The sequence below is a fragment of the Roseobacter sp. HKCCA0882 genome, from assembly GCF_037805225.1.
In the GTDB taxonomy this organism is placed as follows: Bacteria; Pseudomonadota; Alphaproteobacteria; order Rhodobacterales; family Rhodobacteraceae; genus M30B80.
Genome location: NZ_JBBLYI010000001.1, coordinates 880,640 through 902,812, shown reverse-complemented (window position 1 = coordinate 902,812; position 22,173 = coordinate 880,640). Strand labels below are relative to the sequence as shown.

The following is a 22,173-nucleotide window of genomic DNA, read 5'->3' as shown; positions in this document are numbered from 1 at the left end:
CATAACCCATTATGACAATCGAAATCGGCAATGCGCCCTGCTCTTGGGGTGTTGAATTTGCAAATGATCCCCGCAATCCAACATGGCGCAAAGTCCTGCAGGATTGCGCTGAGGCGGGCTATCGCGGGATTGAACTGGGGCCTGTTGGCTTTATGCCCGAAGATCCAGCAATTTTGGGCGAGGCGCTTGATGAATTTGGCCTCACCTTGATTGGCGGCGTGATTTTCCGCCCCTATCACGACCCTGACGCATGGGAGGATGTGCTCGATGCCACGCATCGCACCGCCCGCGCCCTCAAGGCACATGGGGCCGAGCATCTGGTGATTATCGACAGTATCTCACCGCGCCGCGCCCCTACTGCGGGCCGCGCTGATGAGGCGGTGCAGATGGATAAGGCCGAATGGACTGGCTTTCGCGACCGCATTGTAGAAAGCGCGCGAATTGGCGCCGAAGACTATGGCCTCACGGTTGGCATCCACGCCCATGCGGCAGGATTTATGGATTTTGAACCTGAATTGATCCGCCTGCTTGATGAGGTTGATGAGGGCCTTTTGAAAATCTGCTTTGACACGGGCCATCACTCCTATGCGGGGTTTGATCCTGTGGCCTTCATGCAAAAATATGTCAGCCGCATTTCCTACATGCATTTCAAAGATATAGACCCCAAGGTTAAGGCAGATGTGATTGCCAATCGCACAGGGTTTTATAAGGCCTGCGGACAGGGGATTTTCTGCAACCTCGGCCAAGGCGATGTAGATTTTGAGGCGGTGCGCAAGGTTCTTTTGGATGCAAATTTTGCAGGCTGGTGCACAGTCGAGCAAGATTGCGATCCAACCCTAGATGTGCGCCCTATTGATGACGCACACGCCAACCGCGCCTATCTGCAATCCATTGGTTTTTAAGCGAAAAGAGATCAAATCATGACAAAACTAAAATGGGGTCTTATCGGTGGTGGCGAAGGCAGCCAGATCGGCCCTGCGCATCGCTTAGGCGCACAGGCGGATGGGCATTTTGACTTTGTGGCAGGCGCTTTGGATCACCGCGCAGATGTGGGTCGCGCCTATGCACAGCGTCTGGGAATTGTCGCTGATCGCGCCTATGGCGATTGGCGCGAGATGTTGGCAGGGGAAAGCGCCCGCGAGGATCGCGTTGATCTCGTGACTGTGGCCACGCCAAATTCCACGCATTTTGAAATCACCAAAGCCTTTCTTGAAGCGGGCTTTAATGTGCTTTGCGAAAAGCCCATGACGGTGACAGTCGAAGAAGGCGAAGAAATCGTAAAAATCGCCCGCGCCAATGGCCGAATTTGCGCGGTGAATTATTGCTATTCCGCCTATCCGATGATCCGTCAGGCGCGTGCCATGGTGCGCGCGGGCGAATTGGGCAACATTCGGTTGGTCGTCACCAATTTCAGCCATGGCCATCACGGCGATGCGGAAGATGCCGATAACCCACGGGTGCGGTGGCGCTATGACCCTGCGATGGCGGGTGTTTCTGGGCAGTTTGCTGATTGTGGAATCCATGCGCTGCATATGGCAGGGTTTATTTGTGATGATCACGTCACCACGTTGTCCGCTGACTTCGCCTCAACAATTTCATCGCGCGTGCTCGAAGATGACGCGATGGTGAATTTCCGTATGTCCAAGGGCACTGTCGGGCGGCTCTGGACATCTTCGGTTGCGATTGGCCGCCAACACGGGTTCGACATTCAGGTCTTTGGCGAAAAAGGCGGCTTAAGATGGGCGTCTGAGCAGCCCAATCAATTGATCTATACCCGCACAGGCGGGCGCACGGAGATCATCGAAAAGGGCGAAGGGGGGTTGCATGACGAGGCCACGCGGCTCAGCCGTGTCGCCATTGCACATCCCGAAGGGTTTCCCTTGGCTGTGGCCAATATTTACTGCGATCTGGCCGATGCCATTCGTGGTCAGGCCCGTGATGGGTTGCCATCGGCAGAAGATGGATGTCGCTCGCTGGCGGCTGTTTATGCGGCGGTGGCCTCAGCCAAGGATCACGGCGCGTGGCAGGAGGCCCGCCCGCCCATGTTCAGGGGTTAAGCGCACGCAAACTGGCGCGTTCGACCAAATGACAAGGAAACATCTGTGCCTCAGCCTGCGGGCTGGGGTATTCACTCAGGCGCACGACAAGCGACAACGCAGCCCCCACAATCGCCTCAATCGGCTGCGCAATCGTGGTGAGGCGAATATTGGGCCACGCGGCCATTGCCATATCATTCAGCCCCAATATGCCAATATCATCAGGGCAGCCTAGACGTGCCGCGCCAATCGCGGCCATGGCGCCGATCGATAGAATATCATCGCCACAAAAATAAACCTCAGCAGGCCCCGCAGACAGTTCGGCGGACATAGCCGCCTGCCCCGCCTCAAACCGATAGGCGGGCACAAAGCGCGCGCGGCAGGTCAGCCCTGCCTCTGCAAGGGCCGCGCGGAAACCCACCAAACGATCTTGGGTTGAGGTGGCCCCTCCTGGCCCGCCTAGAAACCCGATCTCGCGGTAGCCGCGCGCGATTAATGTCTCGCCCGCCAAACGGCCTGCAGCGTGGTTATCAATGCCCACCACATTGACCCGCGCCTGCGGATCATGGCGACCAAAGGCGTGAACCACAGGAACGCCCTCTTCATAGAATTGCTCAACCAAACCAGCGGGCAAGGTGGATGAGGCCACCACCACCCCATCGACCGAATATTGCCGCAGCATTGCGGCGGCTTGTTCAATATCGCTCACATCGCTGAGATTAACCAAAAGTGGCCGTAACCCCATCTGCTGTAAGCCACGAGTGAACTGATCGAAAATCTCGAGAAAGACAGGGTTATGGAAATTATTTGCAACCAAGCCAATCAGCTTACTGCGTCCAGTGGTCAGGGATGAGGCCAAGGCGTTTGGACGATAGCCAAGGGCCGCGGCGGCCGCCTCGACCCGCGCGCGCATCGCAGGCGAAACAGATGCACCATCGGTAAAGGCGCGCGACACGGCAGAGGGTGAAGCCCCCGCCTTTGCCGCAACATCCCTAAGCGTGATTTTCGCCTTGCGCATCAAACCCGTCCCCTCTCCGCGTTTGACTATGACCCAAAGCGGGGAAGCGCGGCAATCACAAAGCGCGACTTACGAGGACACGACCGCCTTAATCTCGGGGCGGGTTGGCATTGCGGGGGCCGTGCCTTGGCGGGTGACAGACAGGCTTGCAGTCGCGCACGCAAAGCGCAACGCGGCCTCGATCCCCTGCCCTTCGGCAAGCGCCACAGCAAAGCCGCCATTGAACGCATCCCCCGCGCCCGTTGTCTCGACCACCGCGCCGCAGTTAAAGGCGGGTTGGTGCAGGGTTTGCTGGCCATCATGGTAAAGGGCGCCTTGCTCACCCAAGGTGATCACCGCCGCCTTGGCACCAAGATTAAGCAATTTTTGCGCGGCCAATTGCGCAGTTTCAGGCGTGGTCACCTTCACCCCTGTCAACTGCTCCGCCTCAATCTCATTGGGCGTCACATAATCACAAAGGCCCAAGATATCCCGCCCTAATTCTTGCGCAGGTGCGGGGTTTAAGATCGTCAGCGCCCCTGCGGATTTCGCCATGCTCAACCCGTGCTTTGCAGCGGACAAAGGTTGTTCAAGTTGGGTCATGAAAACCTTTGCCGTGTTGATGACGCTGGCGCGCGCCTCAAGATCGGCAACCGCGATCTCGGCGGCCGCACCGGGGCTGACGATAATCGCGTTATTGCCGCTGCCCTCTTCGATAAAGATATACGCAGCCCCCGTATAGCTTTCGGGGTGGTGGCTGACATGGGGGGTCACGCCGCACTCGGCCCAAAGATCAAGCGCCATCTTGGCAAAATCATCTTGGCCAAGCCGCGTGATCATATGCACATCCCCGCCTGCCTTGGCGGCCGCAACCGATTGGTTCGACCCTTTGCCACCTGGCCCCAACACAAAACGTGATCCAATCAGCGTCTCGCCCATCACGGGCTGACGCGGCGCGGTATAGGCCGTATCAGCCACAAATACGCCCAAAATCACAATCGCCTTAGACATCCATTTCCCCTATGCGTCAGGGCCAATCACGCCTTTGCGCAACATGAAGCAGCCATAAAAACGCCGCTCGCCCGTTTGAATCACAGCATAGCTTTGCCGCGCCATATCATAAAAGGCAAATCGCTCAATGCTGATCATGGGCCGCTCCGCCCCTTCGGCGGCGTTGATTTTTTGCTGCACCTCGGCCTGAACGGCGGGGATTGTGTCAGGCTCGCCCACAATTTCCATACGGCCTGCAAAATCATCAACAAAAGTATCAAGGGGCATGACCGAAAGAACCGCCTCGACCGCCTCGGCCGCGGTGAGGTTATCCATGCGCAACAGGTTGCCGTAAACCGTGGCGCGAGCAACCGAGTCGGATGGAAAATTCGTGTCCGCAATGATCAGAACATCGCCATGCCCCATCATGCGCAAAACATGCAAAACATCGGCATTAAGCCTTGGATCAATTCCTTTCAGCATGATACCCCCCCCTTTTTCTCGAATAGTGATGATCACACGCGTTCTTTGGTGGATTTATCGAAAATATGCAGGTCATCTGGATCAGCCGTCATCGTGATCGTTTGACCCACCTTGAAATCGCGCCGCTCGCGCGAGATCAGTGTAAAATCCTGCCCCGTGCTATGGCGCAACATCACATGTGTCTCTGAACCTGTTGGCTCGATCACTGAAATCGTGCCAGAAATCCCCTTATCCGCGATTTGCAAGGCCTCGGGACGGATGCCGATGATGACCTCTTGGCCTTCGGCAACGCCCGCCCCTTTTGGCAAGGAAACCACCGCACCATCGATCTGCGCCGCCAAAGAACGCCCAGATTTGACCACCTGCCCTTCAAAGAAATTCATCGAAGGGCTGCCGATAAAGCCCGCAACAAAGACGTTGCGTGGGCGGTCGTACAACTCAAGTGGGGTGCCAATTTGTTCGATATAGCCGCCCTGCATGACCACAATCTTATCGGCCATGGTCATCGCTTCGATTTGGTCATGGGTCACATAAACGGTGGTTGTTTGTAGCCTTTGGTGCAATTCCCGAATTTCGGTGCGCATTTGCACGCGCAATTTCGCATCTAGGTTTGAAAGTGGCTCATCAAACAGAAACACCTGCGGATCACGGACGATTGCACGCCCCATAGCAACTCGCTGGCGCTGCCCGCCTGATAATGCACGGGGATAGCGATCAAGATAAGGGATCAGGCCCAAAATCTCAGCTGCGTGATCAACGCGACTGTTGACCTCGGCCTTATCCATGCCGCGCATCCGCAGCGAAAAGGCCATATTCGCACGCACTGTCTTGTGAGGATAAAGTGCATAATTTTGGAACACCATAGCAATATCGCGCTCAGCCGGTGGCAAATTATTCACGATACGATCACCAATTTGGACTGTACCACTCGTTATACCCTCAAGACCTGCGATCATACGCAAAAGAGTTGATTTACCACAACCAGACGGGCCAACTAAAACAACAAACTCACCGTGTTCGATGTCTAAATCCAAACCATGCAAAACCATCACATCACTGTAGGACTTCATCAGCGATCGTATTTCTAACCCTGCCATGCTCATGTTCCTTAAGTCAGTCGGCCTTTAACAACTAAATCGAAAGTCTTTCTCTGTCCATTCCAGATGCATACTAACATGTTAGAATCTTGACAGAATGATTGCTGGCTGGAAAGATAATATCGCTAGCAACTAAAAAATATTCAAACGTCGGACTCAGCTAGCGTCGAAACTGCACAAGTTAAGCGAAGATATCTGGGAGGATAAGTCGTGAAAGTTGAAATGTATAAAGCTATTGTGGCTGCACAGATGAGCCGCCGTAATATGCTCAAAGGTGCCGCCAGCGTCGGCGCAATTGCCGCCGTAGGTGGCGCTGGTGCCTTGACAGCACCTAAAGTTGCGAACGCAGCAGGTCATAGTGACGTCCGCGCTCAAATTCTACAAATTCCGGGGGTAGGAATGGGCTCACCGACCGATGCAGACTGGCAGCGCGTTGGAGAGTTATGCCTTGGTCCGGTCCGAGAGAATGTTGCGGAAGGCGAATTTGAAGGTGTTGAGCTGACTTTCTTAGGCCTCAACAACCAAAACCTGCATAACTTCTTGTTCCGCGGGTTCCTCAAGCCATGGGAGGCCTACACAGGCGCGAAGATCAACTGGATCGACCTTGCACAGGCCGATTATAACCCCCGCTTGCAGCAGGCAATTGCCACTGGCACAGTTGACTTCGACATCATCGAAATGGGCGCCCCATTTGAAGGCGACACCGCAGGCAAGGGTCTGTTGGATGAAATGCCAGAATGGGTGAAAGACCAGATCGAAGCCGATGATTTGGTTGGGTATTTGCAGCCACCTGTGGGCACATGGGATGGCAAAACATATCGCATCACCATTGATGGAGACTGCCATACATTCTGCTATCGCAAGGATTACTTCGGCGATGGCGCAATCGGTGGGGCCGAAGTGCCAAGCACATGGCAACAGGTGAACCAAGTGACCAAGGATTTGGTGGGCAAGACCGACCCCCTTACTGGTCTGCCTGCGCATGGCTATCTTGACCCGCTGAAAGGCTGGGGCGGTTTTGGCTTCTACTTTATTGCCAACCGCGCTGCCGCCTATGCCAAGCATCCAAGTGACCCAGCATGGCTGTTTGATCCAGACACCATGGCCCCACGGGTAAACAATCCCGCATGGGTTCAGGCCATCCAAGACGTGATGGATTTGATCGAGACTCCAGGTGCATACCCTGCAGATCAGATCAATGCTGACCCCGGGACAACAGGCTTCCAGCAATTCTTGGCTGGCACAGGTTCGATGCTAATGTGGTGGGGTGATATTGGCTCCAACGCACGGACATCAGATACGTCCGTAGTCGGTGACGTTGTAGGCTTTGGCATTAATCCGGGCTCAGACCGGGTCTACAACTCGCAGACGGGCCAGTGGGAAGACACCTACAACGAGGCGCCCAACATGGCCTATTTGGGCTGGGGCATCTATGTCACCAAAAACGTGCAGGGTGATGAACTCAAGCGTAAAGCTGCTTGGTCTGCAGCGGCGCATCTTGGCGGCAAAGATATATCCTTGTGGATGTCCGCATATCCATCGGGCTTCCAGCCCTATCGTAACTCGCACTTCCAATATGACGAGTGGGAAGCAGCGGGCTATGACCGCGATTATGTTGAGGATTATTTGGGCTCGAACGCGGATAGCTACAACCACCCTAACGCGGCAATTGAACCGCGTATCCCTGGTATCTTCCAATACTACTCGGTGGCGGAAGACGAACTGGCCAAAGGGTTTGCCGGCCAATACGGATCGGCACAAGAGACCGCCGATGCGATTGCCGCTGCCTGGGAAGGCATCACCGATCAAATTGGTAGAGACACTCAAATCAGCCTCTATCGCGCCTCTCTCGGGCTCTAAGGGCAAAAACACGCTGTGGCCGATCTTTCGGGGTCGGCCACAGACTTGTTAATCCATTTACACGATAAATCGGGCGATAAGCATGGAAGACGGCGACAGGCTTCACGTGGTGACGGCAGATCATATTTCGGATCAACGCCGCCGTTTGGGAAAAACCCTTGTCTGGGGATCAGCCGCGCTGATGGCATTGATTATGGCCGTACAAACCCTCGATGGGATTGGCACACTGTCCATCGGGTTTGAAAATTGGCGGCCCTCCCTCTATGCGTATCTATTTTGGTCAACCTGCCTTTGCGTGTCGCAGGTTTTGATCCGCGGCGAACATGGAAAACGCACATTGTTTGTTCTGCCCGCCGCGTTATTTGTGATCTCTATGGTGGTGTTCCCGCTGCTCTTTGGATTGGTCATTGCCTTTTCAGATTGGAACCTCTCCTCGCCCGATGGGCGGCAATTTAATGGCATCGACAATCTGCGGCAGATGGCGGGCGACCCGTTTTACTGGAACGCGATGCGCAACATGTTTTGGTATACCGCCGCGATTGTTGTGGAATATACGGTTGCCTTTGGCCTTGCCCTGTTGCTGAACGGGCAAATTCGAGGGCGCAAATTCTTTCGTGTGGCCTTCCTTCTGCCATTGATGCTGTCCCCCGTTGCGGTCAGCTGGATGATTGGTAAATCCATGTTGGAGATCCGCTTTGGCCCGATTTCGCGCTTTATGCGCTATATCGCCTCCGAGCCTTCAGCCGACCTGCCTGCCCCGCTGTTTTGGCTGGGTTCCTATATCAGTGATTTTGGTCAATGGTTGGGATGGGCAAGCCCGTCTTTCTTCGGCTCTGCGGGGGTTGCGCGCGCGATGATCATGATGATGGACGCGTGGACGTTCATCCCTTTCATGATGATCATGATCCTTGCAGGGCTTCAGGCAATCCCGCGCGAATTGTTCGAAGCGGCCGAGGTCGATGGCGCCTCGAAATGGCGGCAATTTTGGGAGGTGACCTTCCCCTTAATGTTGCCCGTTTCCATCACTGCGATTTTGATCCGCATTATCTTTAAGCTCAAATTGGCGGATATCATCATCAACATCACCTCGGGCGGGCCAGGCGGCGCGACCGATAGTGTAACCAGCTTTATTTTCCGAGAATATCGTGACCGATCCAATGTGGGATATGGCACGCTTTTGGCGATTGTTTATTTGGTTGTGATAGTGATTGCGATGACAATCCTAATGAAACTAGCAGATCGCTGGATGAAACCGAGGTATTAAAATGTCGGCGCAGATTTTCAAAGACAGTGACACTGACCGCAAATTTCGCCCCGTTTGGTATCTCTCGCGCGGCCTGATCTATGGCGTGTTGATTCTTTGGGCCGTTGTGTGCCTGTTTCCAATTTTTTGGACAGCCACAACAGCGTTTAAGACCGCGCCTGATGTGATGCAGGGCAATATCATCCCTTGGGCAGATTTCACGCCCAATTGGTTGGGGTGGCGGTCGCTTGGCCTGTCACCTGATACAATCGGAAATGAATCCACTGTGCGCGAAGAATTTCTCAAGCGATTTTGGAATTCGACTGTTGTCTCTGTCACCGCTTCGTTTTTTGCGGTGGTTTTGGGCAGTTGCGCCGCATATGGACTGTCGCGGTTTAGCTATAAATTTGGCTTCATGCGCAATTCGGACATCTCATTCTTTTTTCTCAGCCAGTTGATCCTGCCGCCTGTGGTTTTGGCCCTGCCCTTTTTGGTTTTATATAAATCGCTTGATCTTCTTGACACGCGGATCGGGTTGATTTTGCTTTATACGCTGACGGTTCTGCCCATTGTTATTTGGATCATGCGGGATCAGTTCAGCTCAATCCCGACCGAGTTGGAAGAAGCAGCTTTGGTGGATGGTTTGTCGATCTGGGGGGCCTTTAGCACCATTGTGATGCCAATCGCCCTGCCCGGTATGGTGGCCGCGTTCATCTTGTCGCTTGTGCTGACATGGAACGAGTATTTCTTTGCAGCACTTCTGACCTCATCTGCGGCAAAGACCTTGCCTGTGATGGTGGCCTCACAAACGGGCTCACAGGGCATTTCATGGTGGTCTATGGCGGCGCTGTCCTTTGCGGCGATTGTGCCCTTGATCATTATCGGCATCATCCTTGAGAGATATATCATCAAAGGCATGGCGGCGGGGGCGGTGAAATAATGCTGAAGGGCATTGATCAGCGTCTTTCCGCTGAAATCGTCTATGCGCTGATGCAAATGGGGCATGGGGATGATCTGGTGATGTGTGACATCAATCACCCCGCCGTGACAATCGCAAAAGAGACGACCTATGGCAGCCTTTTGGATATGGCGGGGTGCGATATTCCGACCGCAACGCGCGCCATTCTGTCCCTCATGCCGCTCGATAGCTTTGTCCCTGCCCCCGTTAGGCGGATGCAAGTTGTGGGTGACCCAGAAGGCGTAGCGCCCATTTTCGGCAAGATGCAGAAGGTTCTGGATGCCTCAATCGGCGCACCTGTCTTGGTCGAGGCCTTGGAACGATTTGCCTTCTACGAGGCCGCAAAGCGGGCCTTTTGTATCATTCGCACCGCCGATAGTGGGCCTTACGGCTGCTTTATCCTGAAAAAAGGTGTGGTGGATTTAGCACCACTTTAGCGCGCGCGGGGTGTTAGCTCAGGCGCTTGCGCATCTCAGCCATGATCAAGGACACCCCTTTCGCGCCAAGCTCTGGTGTCGCCTCGGTCGCGCTGGACGTATACCATGCTGTGTTCTGCGCCATGCGTGCAGCCTCGACCACATCGGGGGCAAGCTCCATCATCAGGGCAGTTTCCCCTGCCCCTGCATGATCAAAGGGATAATGCGCCTTCACCTCGGGCCCCATGAGCGGGTGAATTTTGATCCAGTTGAAGGGGTCGCTGCCCGTGGCGTGCTCGGCATAGTAATCGGCCATGGCGTTATCGCCCCACCACCCTTCGCCACGCGTCTCTTGCAGATACCGAAACAAGGCGCGCCGCGCCGCGAATTTGAACGCCAGATCGGTTGGCATACCTGCGGTGAAGTTTTCCGATTGGTGATGGATAATGCCGTGAATATTGCGAAACCCGATGCGCAAAAGCGCAAAAAACATATCCTCGGCCAGTGCCGAAATTTTGGATGCATCAATATCCATGCTGCCCGTGCCCTCTGGCCCCGCTACCGCATAACTGGCCGCGCCATAGGCAAAGGGCGGTAGGATCACCAAATCCATCTCCGCCTCAAGACGCGTGAGGATCTCTGTGACCGCCAAGAGATCCATCCCAACAGCCATATGTTCGCCGTGATATTCCATAACCCCAAGCGCCAAGGCGACAGGCGTGTTATCGGCAATCGCATGCCGAATTTGATGGGGCAACATCCGCTCGAACCGCATTACTGCCCCCCAGCTAGGCTATGCGCCACGCCGCGGCTGTCCTCGTATAATTGGCGAAACAGCTTATAGTGACGGGTATGCGCCGCACTATGATTGGGCGCCACTTCGTGGGTGGCAGGGTTCCATTTGCTGATATCCTCAGGCCGCGCAGCCCCAATGGCGCAGGCGGCAAGGAATGCGTCCCCAAATGACGCGCCGATGGTCTTTTCACAGACGATCTGCGGGATATTCCCAAAATCTGAGGTTGCCTGTAACCACAGCGGGTTTTTCGTGCCGCCCCCAACCGCCAAACAGCGTTCAGGTGCATGGCCAATCTCGCGATAGGTTTCGATGACATGGGCGGTTCCCATCGCGATCCCCTCAATCAAGGCGCGATAGATGTCGCCACGGCTATGGGTCAGGTTCAGGCCAAAAATCGCCCCTTTGGCCAGCGGGTCATGGATCGGCGTCCTTTCGCCCGAAAAATAGGGCAAGACCAAAACGCCATTAGCCCCCACGGGGGAGGCCGCCGCCTCCTGCGCCAAGGCACCAAAGGCCGTGTCCTTTGGCAGGTCAGGCGCAAACCTGTCGCGAAACCAATGGGTCAGCGTGCCCGATGTCGCAAGACCCGCCATTGAGGCGTGGCTGTCGGGCCAAAGCCATGGTGCATACCACAGCCGTGCGTCACTCACCCTTTCTGCGGTGCGCTGTATGATAAAGATGGTAGAGCCATACATCATCATCATGTCACCCGCCTCTTGCACCCCGACACTCAGCGCCTCGGCGGCGGCATCAATTGTTCCTGCCGTGACGGGGGTGCCAACGGCCAATCCCGTCTGCGCTGCGGCCTGTTTGGTCACCCGCCCTGCAATCTCACTCGACCATAAAAGGCGCGGCAAACGCCCCGTTTCGATGATCTGATCGCTTAAGGATTGCGTCCAGTCCTGTGTGGTTACATCGTAAAGCGGGCTGAAATTTGCGGCCGTGTAATGGTCAATGACATATTCCCCCGTCAGGCGATGCACGAGAAACGAGGTTGAGGTCAGAATTTTCGCTGTGGCCGCATAAAGATCGGGCTGCGTCTCTTTGAGCCATAGGATTTTTGGCCCCACAGATTGCGAGGTCAGCGCGTTGCCGCAGCGTGCCAAGATCTGATCTTCGCCAATCTCAGCATTAAGGCGGTCAATTTGCGCGGTGGCGCGGGTATCCACCCCATAAAGCACGCCATTCATCAAGGGCGTGCCTGCGGCATCCACGGGCAGCATACAGGGGCCGATGGCTGAGGTGGCGATGCAAGCAATCTCCTGCGGATCAACCCCAGACTGGGCAAGCAGCGCCTTGGTGACCGCAACGAAATCACCCCACCAATCTTCTTCTGCGCGATGCTCGGCCCAACCCGCGCGTGGCACGATCATCTCATGTCTGACAGCGGCCTGCGCCAAAATCTGGCCGACCTCATTGGTCAAAACACCCTTTGTCTCATAGGTGCCAATGTCTACGCCAAGAAACACGGCCATAGCCCAAGCCCCCCATTAATCGCGGTTGAGATTGAAATCTGGGCCAATTTGCGCAAGCCCTGTTTCAAGAAGCTGCGCAAGATCAGTCAAATCACTGAGCGCGCAAACCTCGAGACTGGAATGGGTGTAGCGGCATGGAAAGCCCAAATCGATTGCGGCAACACCCTGCCCCATCTGCTGAATATAGGAAAGGTCAGTCAAAACCCCGACCTGCGCGCTGCGCTGCAGGGGCAGATTGGCCGTTTTGGCAACGCCTTCGAATAGGGCTACCATCTTAGGGTGCGGGATCACACCATTGAGGGTGCCCCGACCATGAAAGGAATAGAGCGACATTCCGGGGCCACCGCCCAAAACCATCTCCCCCCGATCCGCCATGTCGGGCGTGTCACAGGCCAGCATCAGATCCAATTGTATGGCAATATCAGGCTGCAAAATTTGTGCAGCAGACATTGCACCCCGCAAATTGAATTCTTCTTGAACCGAAAAGACGATGGCAACAGGCGGCCCTGATTTGCGCGCTTGAAGGCGCGCGGCCAAATCCAGAAGAACGGCACAGCCCGCGCGATCATCAACGGCTGTTCCCGCAATGCGGCCATTTGCCAATTCGATCACATTGGGCCGATAGACCACGGGCGTGCCGATTTGCACCCCTGCGGCCTCTGCCTCTGCCTTGGCTGTAAAGCCTGCATCAATGCGGATCTGCGGCGTGGTCAAAACCTGATATTTCTCGTCAGGGGTGGTTGCGTGATGCGATTTATTGGCAATCACAGCATCAATATCACGCCCCTCCCCGATACAGAGCCGCACCGCCTGCGAGGCTTGCGCACGCTCGGGCACGCCGCCCATGCGTTCAACCCTGATGCTGCCATCTTGTTCGATTTTACGCACAAAGAACCCAAGCTGATCCATATGCGCAAAAACCATCACGGACGGCGCATCAGGATCGCCTGAAAACCGCGCCATGAGATTGCCGAGCCTGTCGGTTTCATGCGCAATACCCATTTGCGACAAACGCGCCGCAATCGCGCGGCGCACCCGATCCTCATGGCCTGACAGGCCCACGATCTGCATCAGATCAATAAGATCTTTTTTTAATTGCTCGCTCATCTGATTGCTCGCACCCGATCCATGAAATCCTTGACCCGATCAGGATCAACCGCGTTCCATGTGTGCCCATCCACCTTGAGCGCCGATCCAATAATACAGCCATCCGAGACCCGCATAACATCGGCCACAGTTTCATGCTTAACGCCTGTATTCGCCAAAACGGGCGCATCGGGCACAGCCGCTTTGACGCTTTCGAGATCCTCCATTTTCGCGGCCTCACCCGTGATGGTGCCTGAGACTAGAACCGCATCAGGGATGGACGAGAACACGGCGCTGCGCGCACGATCCGCGACCGAGCGCTGATCAAGGCTATAGGCGAATTCGGCACTAATGTTGAAAAACTTTGCAACATCGCCCGCGCCGACACGCGCGCCATAGCGATAGGCCGCACCCGCATCAGGCGCCCAAACCCCCATATCCGAGGCATAGGTGCCCGTGAAAATCTCACGCACAAAACTCGCGCCCGTTGCCGCCGCCAAAGCAAGGCTTGCTTTGGGATCCCACAAAACATTCACGCCAAAGGGTACAGTGATCTCATCGCGCAGCCGACCGATGACATAGGCCATGGTCGCAGTCGAGGCAGTATCCACATTCAATTCATAGGGGCGATCATTCTCATTTCCAAACATCACCGCATCAACGCCTGCGGCCTGCAAGGCGTGCAAATCTTTCCTGCAGCCTGCAATCAACCCCTCAATACCTGCCTCTGCATCATAGAGCGGCGCACCTGGCAGGGCGCCGAAATGAACCATGGCGATGACAGGTTTCTTATCCCCAAAAATAGCTTTGAATTTCTGCACGACACTCTCCCATGCGCGACCTGCGCGAGACATAGCCTAACGTGAAACTATCTTGCATCCAAGGCAAAACATACTAGCATGTCAGTTAAACCTTGGAGGGAGCAGAATGATCAAATTTCGCAATTGGGATCGCCTTGGAAATGGCAGGCTGAGGCTGAGCGAGCTCGGGTTTGGCGCGGCCCCTTTGGGCAATCTCTATCGCGCGATCTCTGAGGAGGATGCGCAAAACACCCTGCAAGATGCGTGGGATGCAGGGTTGCGGTATTTCGATACTGCACCGCTTTATGGGCTTGGCCTCTCTGAGACGCGGATCAACCATTTTCTGCGGGGTAAACCGCGCAAAGACTATGTGATCTCGACCAAGGTTGGGCGGCTGATGCAGGTCACAGCGCCAGAGGCGCGGGATGGGTTCGGGAAATGGTTTGATGTGCCCGCGCGGCGCGAGGTGTTCGATTATAGCTATGATGGTGTGATGCGCTCTTTTCAGGCCTCGCTTGAGCGCTTGGGAATAGACCGCATTGATGTGCTTTATGTGCATGATCTTGACCTCTTCACCCACAAGACCGATGCCGTGCTTGAGGAAAAGCGCGCCGCATTCATGGGGGGGGGCTTGGCCGCGCTGACCGCATTGCGTGATCAAGGGGTGATCACGGCATTTGGTGCGGGTCTGAATGAATGGCAAGCGTCACAATGGCTGGCCGAGCGTGGCGATTTCGATATCTTCCTTCTTGCGGGCCGCTACACGCTGCTTGAGCAAGAGGCGCTTGAAACCTTTCTCCCCCTCTGCGCTGCGCGTGGAATTGGGATTGTCATTGGCGGCCCCTATAATTCGGGCATTTTGGCGACAGGTGCGCGCGAGGGGGCGTATTTCAACTATGACCCTGCCCCGCGACACATCTTGGACAAGGTCGCGGCCATTGAGGCGGTTTGTGCCGCGCATGATGTGCGCCTTGTCGATGCCGCCTTTCGGTTTCCGCTGATGCATCCATCGGTGATCTCGGTGATCCCAGGAGGGCAAAGCCCTGCAGAAATGGCCAGCAATCTGCGCGCGGCACAGGCGCAAATCCCGCCCGCCCTTTGGTCTGATCTCAAATCCGCAGGATTGATGCGCCAAGACGCACCAACCGCCTAAATTCGCAACGGGGAGACAAACGATGCAAATTGATGCCCACCAACATTTCTGGAACCCTGCCCGTGGCGATTATGGATGGATGGATCCCTCAAATGCCACGCTCTATCGCCCCTATGGCCCGGATGATTTACGCCCGCATCTGGCGCGTCATGGCATCGATAAAACCGTTTTGGTGCAGGCCGCCCCAACAGTGGAGGAAAGCGCCTATATGTTGGGCCTTGCCGATGCCACGCCTTTTGTTGCAGGCGTTGTGGGGTGGATTGATTTTGAAAATCCAGACGATGAGGCGGTCTTAGCGCGATTTGCAAAGCATCCTAAATTCGTGGGCGTGCGCCCCATGATCCAAGATATTGAAGACGATAACTGGATGCTGCGCGCAGATATCGCATGGGCCTATCAGGCCATCGCCAAGCATGATCTGTGCTTTGACGCGCTTGGATTTCCGCGACATTTGGCGAATTTCCACACCATCTTGACCCGCCACAGCGAGATGCGCTGCGTGATTGATCACTGCATGAAGCCGCAAATCCACGCGCATAGCGCCGAGACGTTTCAGGTTTGGGCCGATGGCATGGCCGCTTTGGCGCGTGACACCAAGGCCTATTTGAAATTTTCGGCCCTTGTGACCGAGGCAAATGAAGGTTGGACAGTCGAAGATCTCCGCCCCTATGCGGATCATGTCTTTGCCTGTTTCGGCGCTGAGCGCATCATGTGGGGGTCAGATTGGCCCGTCTGCCGTCTGCGGGCGGAATATGACGCATGGCGCCATGCGGCGGAGGAGCTGACCCATACTCTAACCGCCGAAGAACGGGCACGGGTCTTTGGCGGCACGGCGGCCGAGGCCTATCGCTTGGCGCTATAGGCCAAAGGCATGGCGCAGTTGCGCAGAGGTAATATTGGCGCGTCCCTCAAGCGGGGTTGAGACATGAAGGGCCGCCGCCCCTTGGGCAAAGGCCGCAGCCGCCGCTAAATCGGCACCGCGCGCAATCTCAGCGGCAAGCGCCCCCACGAAAGCATCCCCCGCCCCATGGGTGGAGATGACGGGCACGCGATGCGCCTTGGCCTCAAAGCGAGTGCCGTCCCGCGCTTGCGCGATATAGCCATCCGCGCCCAGTGTAATGATCACCGCACGCCCTTCGCGCGCAAGCTGCGCTAAGGCCGCCCCAGGATCGGGCAGATCATGCGGCAGCCCTGCCTGCATTGCGGCCTCTAGGCGATTAACCACCAAAATATCAGCCCGCTCAATCATCACCGCGTCACGCGCCAAAGCGGGGGCCGCATTCCAGATAACGATGACATCCTGCGGCAAACGCACCAAGAGCGCGTGATTTTCCGCAACAGGGATTTCATTTTGCAGCACGACCACTTTGGGGGGTGGGTCAAGTTTTGCCTGCTGCGCGTTGATTTGGCGGTTCACGCCCGAAACGACCACGGCGCCATAGCTGCCATCATTTTGCACGATGGCCACGCTCATGCCTGAGGCCCCATCACACGTGGCAAGCATGGACCTATCGACATCTGCGCGCGCCAGTTCAGCGCGCAAAGGCTGCGCAAAATCATCCGTGCCAACCACGCCAATCATGGCAACCTTGCCCCCCATGCGGGCGGCAGAAACCGCCTGATTGCCGCCTTTGCCACCAAAACGATAGGCCACATCTTGGCCCATCATCGTCTCGTCTGGGGCGGGCAAAGCGGGGGCGTTGACAATCACATCAAGATGCAGCGCCCCCATCACAAGGATATCAGCGCCCATCAGGGATCACCCCGCCATAAAGCCGCTCGGCGATCAATCGCTGGGTGAGGGCCGCGTTTTGCTTTTGCAACAGATCAGACAGCTCTGAACTTTCGGCGAGTTCTGCGGCAATGGCGCGCAACCGCTCGATAATCAGGATATTTGTGCGCCCCTCTTCAATCGGGTTCAGGCCCGAATGGTCGGGAAATGTGTCGAAATAAATGACACCATCATAGCCCATGCGGTGCAATTGCACGAATAACTCGACTGTCGCCACAGGATGCACCGTGCCCGCCATCAAGCCATCATCGCGCTTGCCATAGCCATCATTCAGGTGAACCCCCAAAATCTTGGCATGGCGCTGCGCCAGATAGGCCACATGGGCGGGCATCTCATTTGCATAAAGCACATGGGCAAAATCCACAGTGACGCCCAAATTTTCGGCCCCGACATCACGAATGGCCAATAATGTTGTGGCCATGTCGGGCATCAGCGCAAAGGCGCGGGGCTCATTGGGTTTATATTCGATTGCAATTTGCAGATCGCGGTTATGGGCGCTGACTTCGGCCAAAGCATCAAGCGTATAGCCCCAAAGACGCGCGTAATCGGCCTGAAGGGCGTAATCAAACCCGTCTTGGCCCATCCAAAGGGTCATCACGCCCCCACCCATTTCCGCCAAAGCATCTAGACCCTGTTTGGTCAGATCAATCGCCTTGCGCCGTGTTGCGGGATCTGGGTTGGTAAAGGCCCCTATGGCAAAGGCAGGGTCAGAGTAATAGCGCATCGCAAGCCCGTTTAACCCCAAGCCATTATCGCGCAACATATCGCCAATCTCGCGCGCAGGACGCCCTTCGAAATGATCAGGATAGTTCAAATCCGCCGCATCCATCCCCTCAACACGGGCGGCGGCGGCAATCATGCCCGCAATACCCCGCCCCTCGGCCAGTGGTTTGAATGCATTCAGACGCGCGGCATAGCGGGGTTTATTCGCAGGATAGGACATTTACTGACTTTCAACTGGGGTCGAATAATTCTGGATGGGTCTTCTCAAGCGGGATCAAAGATTTCATCAACTGGCCCAAATGGGCGCGCATCGCTTTTCGCGCCGCTTGCGGATCACGCGCGGCAATCGCATCGACCAAATCGTAATGCTCTTGCAATGTCTCGGCCACGCGCCCTGGCATGGGCAAGATCAACTGCCGTGCGCGATCCACATGAAGCCATCCCGTTTTGGCAATGGTCGATAATTGCTTGAACCCTGTAAAGCCGATGATGAGATCGTGCATTTCGCCATCTAGCCGATAAAATTCGGCAAAATCGCCCTCCTCAACCATCACCTTTTGAAGGCGCAAATTGCGGCGCAATTCGGTGATCTGCTCGTCTGTGATAATCTCGGCCAAAAGCTCGGCGCAGGCCAGTTCGATACTTTCCCGCAGAAACGCACCTTCGCAAATTTCTTTCATCGAGAAGCGCGCGACAAATGTGCCAGATTGCGGCACCACATCCACCAAACCCTCGTTGGAGAGGCGTGTTATCGCCTCTGCCACAGGGGACCGCGACACGCCAAGCGTTGCACAAATATCCTGCTTGCGCAGCGCCTCGCCCGGTTTGTAGCGCAAGGTCAAAATTGCCTCACGCAGGGCGGCGTAGGTGCGCCGTGCCAAATTCCCTTCATAGGCATCCAAAGACCGCAGCCTAAATTCGCTGCCTTGCGCGGGGTCTGATGGTGAATTCTCTTGCATCATGTCGCTCAATCTCGATAATTCTAGCATGTTAGTATGATTGCCGTGGAAATTTCAAGATCGTAAACTCTCACTTTGAATGAATGATGCCAGCGATGACCCAAGATATTTTGATCCTGAACGCAGATGATACGGTCGGAATTGCCTTGGTCGATATCCGATCAGGCGCGGCTCTATCATCTTTTGAAACGCTTGCGCAATCCGACATTCCAAAAGGACATAAATTTGCATTGCGCCCCATTGCCAAGGGCGCGGCGGTGATCCGCTATGGTCAAATTATCGGCTATGCGACCGAAGATATTGCCGCAGGCGCGCATGTGCATAGCCACAACCTGTCTTTTGGCGATCACAAACGCGGCTATGAATTTGCCACGCAGAACACCCCCCTTCCTGCGGCGGATGAAAGCGACAGCTTTATGGGCTATCATAGGCCTGATGGGCAGGTCGGCACGCGCAACTATATTGGCATTCTGACATCCGTGAACTGCGCAGGTAGTGTGGCCCGTTTCATCGCGGAGGCTGCTGAAAAATCGGGGCTCTTGAAGGATTTCCCAAATGTCGATGGGATTGTCCCGATTGTGCACAGTTCTGGCTGCGGGATGTCTAGCTTGGGCGAAGGGTATCAGATGCTTTTCCGAACCTTGGCAGGATATTCGAAAAACCCAAATTTCGGGGCGATCCTGTTGGTCGGTCTGGGCTGCGAGGTGATGCAGGTGCCTGACCTGATCGGCCCCGCCCGTCTGCGCGATGGCGAGAGTTTCCGCTATATGACCATTCAGCAGACAGGCGGCACAAAGCGCACAATTGAACGGGGTCTCAGCATGCTGCGCGAGATTGCAGCCGTGGCCAATCGTGCGACACGCGCCCCTGCGCCGGCCTCAAAATTGTTGGTAGGCATGCAATGTGGGGGCTCGGACGGCTATTCTGGCATCACCGCCAACCCTGCCATGGGGTATGCGTCTGATTTAATCGTGCGTCAGGGCGGCACCACAATCCTGTCTGAAACCCCAGAAATCTATGGGGCAGAGCATCTTTTGACCCGCCGCGCGATATCGCCCGAAATTGGTGAAAAACTGATTTCGCGCATTCAGTGGTGGGAAGATTATACCGCCCGAAATGGCGGCGAGATGGACAATAACCCATCCCCAGGCAACAAACGCGGCGGGCTGACCACAATTCTTGAAAAATCTTTGGGCGCGGTGGCCAAAAGTGGAACTGCCCCTTTGGCGGGGGTTTATGAATTTGCTGAAACCCTGACCGCGCAGGGCTTTGTCTATATGGACAGTCCTGGATATGACCCATGCTCGGTCACAGGGCAGATTGCCTCAGGCGCCAATATCATCACATTCACCACGGGCCGTGGGTCTGTGTCGGGTTATATGCCCACACCTTGTATCAAGCTTTCGACCAATGATGATCTTTATGCCCGCATGGGGGACGATATGGATATCAATTGCGGTGACATCATTAGCGGCAACATCAGCCTTGCAGATAAGGGGCAAGAGATTTACCGCGAAATCCTACGCGTGGCCTCGGGCGGCACCACGAAAAGCGAGGAATTGGGCTTTGGTGGGGTCGAATTCGTGCCGTGGCAAGTGGGGGCAGTGATGTAGTTGGATCAGAGCGTCAGCTTGCGATCCAGATGCACATATCCGCCATCCACGAACATCCATTGCCCCGTGGTATGGCTCGACCGCGCAGAGAGCAAAAACACCACCATTGCCGCGATTTCCGCGCTTTCGGTCATCCGGCGCGACAGGGGAATCGCGGCCTCGATCTTGCCGCGCATCCCATCTGGATCAGGCAAGGTCGACAGCCAGTTTTGATACATAGGCGTCATAACCTCGGCGGGCAAAACGGCATTCACGCGGACACCCTCCGAGGCCAGCTCCGCCGCCCATTCCCGCGTCAAACCCAAGACGCCCGCCTTTGCGGCCACATAGGCCGATGTGCCGCCCTGCCCTGTCACAGCGGTTTTTGAGGCCACATTGACCACCGCACCACGGCTTGCGCGCAGGTCATGATGCAGGTGATGCATCAAGGTGTAATATTGCACGAGGTTGAGATTGAGAGAGGCCCGAAACGCGTCAGGCCCCGCATCTAGCCCCACGCCATCATTGAGGCCTGCATTATTCACAAGCCCGTAAATCGTCCCAAATTCAGCGCGAATATCGCTCAATGCCGCAGCACAAGCCGCATCATCGGTCAAATCAAGGGTGACGGATGTCGCAATCTGCGCCACCTTGCAGGGGTTTTTGTCGATCACGATGACCTTGGCCCCTTCGGCCACAAGATCCTGCACAATCGCCTCGCCAATCCCCGATGCCCCGCCTGTCACGATGCAGGGTTTCCCCTTTAGTCCAAAATCCATGACCCGCCCCCGTTTCTCGCTTACATGACCCCCATGTTTCACAGGGGCGAACATCCATCCCATTCCCCTTGCTTGTGCGCAGGCTTTCGGCAATCCTATCGCTGCAACACATAGAATGGAGCGGGACAGATGTTTGTAAGATGCGCCTTTTTTAAGGGTAAAATCAAGGATGGCATGGAGGCAGACTTCCACAGCCATTGGTGCGAAAATCTTGTGCCGCTTTGGTCAGCCTTTCCCAATCTGCAAGAGTTGCGCGTGATGCGCGAAGTGGAAAGCGATGACCCCGACAGCCCCTTCCCGCTTGTGATGGCCATGAAATTCAAAACCCGCGATGACATCGAAGAGGCGCTGAATTCCCCCACAAGATGGCAAAGTAAAGAAGTATCAAAGCGGCTGTTCGAGATGTTTGACGGCCATGTCATTCACACGGTCTTTGCCGCCGATCAGTTTGATCCGATGTAAGCAGCTCATCAAAGGGTGGGGTGGCGGAGGGAGCCAACCTGGCACCCAACTCTCTCTCGCTCAAATTCCAAAGAGAACGAAGAGCGACGTAGCGCCAAGTATCAGTTGCGAACGAGAATTTTTCGGCGCGATTTTACCTCCAAATTTTCACCGAGTTGCCCAAACCGTACATACCGATACCACTTCCCCGTGGGCGTTTAACAGACGAACGCTTACCTTTGCGGTTGGTTTTATTTTGCTCCATAGCCCACTTGGCAGCTTCTTTTGGATCTAGACCCATTTCTATAAGCTGCTGTTTATAGTTATTTATTTTAGCGATCAGATCGATAGCTTGCCGACGCCGGTCTTCATCAATGGCCCCCGTCTCTAAGAGCTTTCGTCTCAATTCCAACAATTGCTTTCGAGCTTTGACCAACTGCACGGCAATTTTCCGAGCCTGTTCGTCGCGGGTCTTCTTCTTGGATGATTTTGCCATC

The 22,173-nt window shown here is 55.6% G+C and carries 23 protein-coding genes; 10 read left to right on the top strand and 13 right to left on the bottom strand.

Annotation, left to right across the window (positions count from 1 at the left end):
- Positions 1–11: 11 nt before the first annotated feature.
- A complete protein-coding gene (locus AAC622_RS04725; RefSeq protein ID WP_340260582.1) occupies positions 12–902 on the top strand; it encodes a sugar phosphate isomerase/epimerase family protein in 891 nt (296 codons plus the stop codon).
- Between the two features lie 18 nt (positions 903–920).
- Positions 921–2,057, top strand: coding sequence for a Gfo/Idh/MocA family protein (locus AAC622_RS04720; RefSeq protein ID WP_340260581.1), 1,137 nt, complete (start codon positions 921–923; stop codon positions 2,055–2,057).
- Here the strand turns inward: AAC622_RS04720 and AAC622_RS04715 are convergent.
- The 4 genes from AAC622_RS04715 to AAC622_RS04700 all read right to left on the bottom strand — a co-directional run bounded on the left by AAC622_RS04715 (position 2,047) and on the right by AAC622_RS04700 (position 5,603).
- Positions 2,047–3,054: a LacI family DNA-binding transcriptional regulator gene (locus AAC622_RS04715; RefSeq protein ID WP_340260580.1), complete on the bottom strand. Its 1,008-nt coding sequence runs from the start codon at positions 3,052–3,054 to the stop codon at positions 2,047–2,049. The two genes, AAC622_RS04720 and AAC622_RS04715, sit on opposite strands and share 11 nt — an antisense overlap.
- A 69-nt stretch (positions 3,055–3,123) precedes the next feature.
- On the bottom strand, positions 3,124–4,044 hold the full coding sequence (locus AAC622_RS04710) for a ribokinase (RefSeq protein ID WP_340260579.1): 921 nt from the start codon (positions 4,042–4,044) through the stop codon (positions 3,124–3,126).
- Between the two features lie 9 nt (positions 4,045–4,053).
- The gene (locus AAC622_RS04705) at positions 4,054–4,506 is read right to left on the bottom strand and encodes an RbsD/FucU family protein (protein WP_340242635.1); all 453 of its coding nucleotides are present in this window, start codon (positions 4,504–4,506) and stop codon (positions 4,054–4,056) included.
- Between the two features lie 32 nt (positions 4,507–4,538).
- Positions 4,539–5,603, bottom strand: coding sequence for an ABC transporter ATP-binding protein (locus tag AAC622_RS04700; protein ID WP_340260578.1), 1,065 nt, complete (start codon positions 5,601–5,603; stop codon positions 4,539–4,541).
- 222 nt (positions 5,604–5,825) lie between these two features.
- On the opposite strand from AAC622_RS04700, the gene AAC622_RS04695 reads away from it, so the two are divergent.
- The 4 genes from AAC622_RS04695 to AAC622_RS04680 all read left to right on the top strand — a co-directional run bounded on the left by AAC622_RS04695 (position 5,826) and on the right by AAC622_RS04680 (position 10,101).
- The gene (locus tag AAC622_RS04695; protein ID WP_340260576.1) at positions 5,826–7,463 is read left to right on the top strand and encodes an extracellular solute-binding protein; all 1,638 of its coding nucleotides are present in this window, start codon (positions 5,826–5,828) and stop codon (positions 7,461–7,463) included.
- 82 nt (positions 7,464–7,545) lie between these two features.
- Complete coding sequence (locus AAC622_RS04690) at positions 7,546–8,727, top strand: carbohydrate ABC transporter permease (protein ID WP_340260574.1); 1,182 nt, start codon at positions 7,546–7,548, stop codon at positions 8,725–8,727.
- A 1-nt stretch (position 8,728) separates the two neighbouring features.
- A complete protein-coding gene (locus tag AAC622_RS04685) occupies positions 8,729–9,646 on the top strand; it encodes a carbohydrate ABC transporter permease (protein ID WP_317654729.1) in 918 nt (305 codons plus the stop codon).
- Complete coding sequence (locus AAC622_RS04680) at positions 9,646–10,101, top strand: RbsD/FucU family protein (RefSeq protein WP_340260572.1); 456 nt, start codon at positions 9,646–9,648, stop codon at positions 10,099–10,101. Before AAC622_RS04685 ends, AAC622_RS04680 begins: the two co-directional genes overlap by 1 nt.
- 13 nt (positions 10,102–10,114) lie before the next feature.
- Here AAC622_RS04680 and AAC622_RS04675 read toward each other — a convergent pair whose 3' ends face one another.
- From AAC622_RS04675 to AAC622_RS04660, 4 genes are read right to left on the bottom strand one after another with little or no spacing between them, the layout of a single operon-like run.
- Positions 10,115–10,855 (bottom strand): creatininase family protein, encoded by a 741-nt coding sequence (locus AAC622_RS04675; RefSeq protein ID WP_340260571.1) that lies wholly within the window; start codon positions 10,853–10,855, stop codon positions 10,115–10,117.
- Entirely contained in the window at positions 10,855–12,351 is a 1,497-nt protein-coding gene (locus AAC622_RS04670; RefSeq protein ID WP_340260570.1) for an FGGY-family carbohydrate kinase, read from the bottom strand. Before AAC622_RS04670 ends, AAC622_RS04675 begins: the two co-directional genes overlap by 1 nt.
- A 15-nt stretch (positions 12,352–12,366) precedes the next feature.
- Positions 12,367–13,458 (bottom strand): M42 family metallopeptidase, encoded by a 1,092-nt coding sequence (locus AAC622_RS04665; RefSeq protein WP_340260569.1) that lies wholly within the window; start codon positions 13,456–13,458, stop codon positions 12,367–12,369.
- Positions 13,455–14,258: a BtpA/SgcQ family protein gene (locus tag AAC622_RS04660; protein ID WP_340260567.1), complete on the bottom strand. Its 804-nt coding sequence runs from the start codon at positions 14,256–14,258 to the stop codon at positions 13,455–13,457. The genes AAC622_RS04665 and AAC622_RS04660 overlap by 4 nt, the downstream gene beginning before the upstream one ends.
- A gap of 106 nt (positions 14,259–14,364) precedes the next feature.
- Here AAC622_RS04660 and AAC622_RS04655 point away from each other — a divergent pair, with 106 nt between their 5' ends.
- Both AAC622_RS04655 and AAC622_RS04650 read left to right on the top strand, forming a co-directional pair.
- On the top strand, positions 14,365–15,390 hold the full coding sequence (locus AAC622_RS04655; RefSeq protein ID WP_340260566.1) for an aldo/keto reductase: 1,026 nt from the start codon (positions 14,365–14,367) through the stop codon (positions 15,388–15,390).
- 22 nt (positions 15,391–15,412) lie between these two features.
- On the top strand, positions 15,413–16,252 hold the full coding sequence (locus AAC622_RS04650; RefSeq protein WP_340251033.1) for an amidohydrolase family protein: 840 nt from the start codon (positions 15,413–15,415) through the stop codon (positions 16,250–16,252).
- Here the strand turns inward: AAC622_RS04650 and AAC622_RS04645 are convergent.
- Genes AAC622_RS04645 through AAC622_RS04635 form a run of 3 tightly spaced genes read right to left on the bottom strand, consistent with a single transcriptional unit; the run spans position 16,247 to position 18,864 of the window.
- Positions 16,247–17,143 (bottom strand): PfkB family carbohydrate kinase, encoded by an 897-nt coding sequence (locus AAC622_RS04645; protein ID WP_340260565.1) that lies wholly within the window; start codon positions 17,141–17,143, stop codon positions 16,247–16,249. The two genes, AAC622_RS04650 and AAC622_RS04645, sit on opposite strands and share 6 nt — an antisense overlap.
- The gene (locus AAC622_RS04640; RefSeq protein WP_340260563.1) at positions 17,133–18,125 is read right to left on the bottom strand and encodes a sugar phosphate isomerase/epimerase family protein; all 993 of its coding nucleotides are present in this window, start codon (positions 18,123–18,125) and stop codon (positions 17,133–17,135) included. The genes AAC622_RS04645 and AAC622_RS04640 overlap by 11 nt, the downstream gene beginning before the upstream one ends.
- Before the next feature lie 10 nt (positions 18,126–18,135).
- Positions 18,136–18,864: a GntR family transcriptional regulator gene (locus AAC622_RS04635; RefSeq protein WP_340260562.1), complete on the bottom strand. Its 729-nt coding sequence runs from the start codon at positions 18,862–18,864 to the stop codon at positions 18,136–18,138.
- Positions 18,865–18,959: 95 nt separating this feature from the next.
- Here AAC622_RS04635 and AAC622_RS04630 point away from each other — a divergent pair, with 95 nt between their 5' ends.
- Entirely contained in the window at positions 18,960–20,477 is a 1,518-nt protein-coding gene (locus tag AAC622_RS04630; protein WP_340260560.1) for a UxaA family hydrolase, read from the top strand.
- A 5-nt stretch (positions 20,478–20,482) separates the two neighbouring features.
- Here the strand turns inward: AAC622_RS04630 and AAC622_RS04625 are convergent, their stop codons facing one another.
- A complete protein-coding gene (locus AAC622_RS04625) occupies positions 20,483–21,289 on the bottom strand; it encodes an SDR family oxidoreductase (protein WP_340260559.1) in 807 nt (268 codons plus the stop codon).
- Between the two features lie 75 nt (positions 21,290–21,364).
- Here AAC622_RS04625 and AAC622_RS04620 point away from each other — a divergent pair, with 75 nt between their 5' ends.
- Entirely contained in the window at positions 21,365–21,697 is a 333-nt protein-coding gene (locus AAC622_RS04620) for a hypothetical protein (protein WP_340251020.1), read from the top strand.
- A gap of 133 nt (positions 21,698–21,830) precedes the next feature.
- On the opposite strand, the gene AAC622_RS04615 is transcribed toward AAC622_RS04620, so the two are convergent.
- Positions 21,831–22,172, bottom strand: coding sequence for a hypothetical protein (locus tag AAC622_RS04615; RefSeq protein WP_340260558.1), 342 nt, complete (start codon positions 22,170–22,172; stop codon positions 21,831–21,833).
- Position 22,173: the final 1 nt, after the last annotated feature.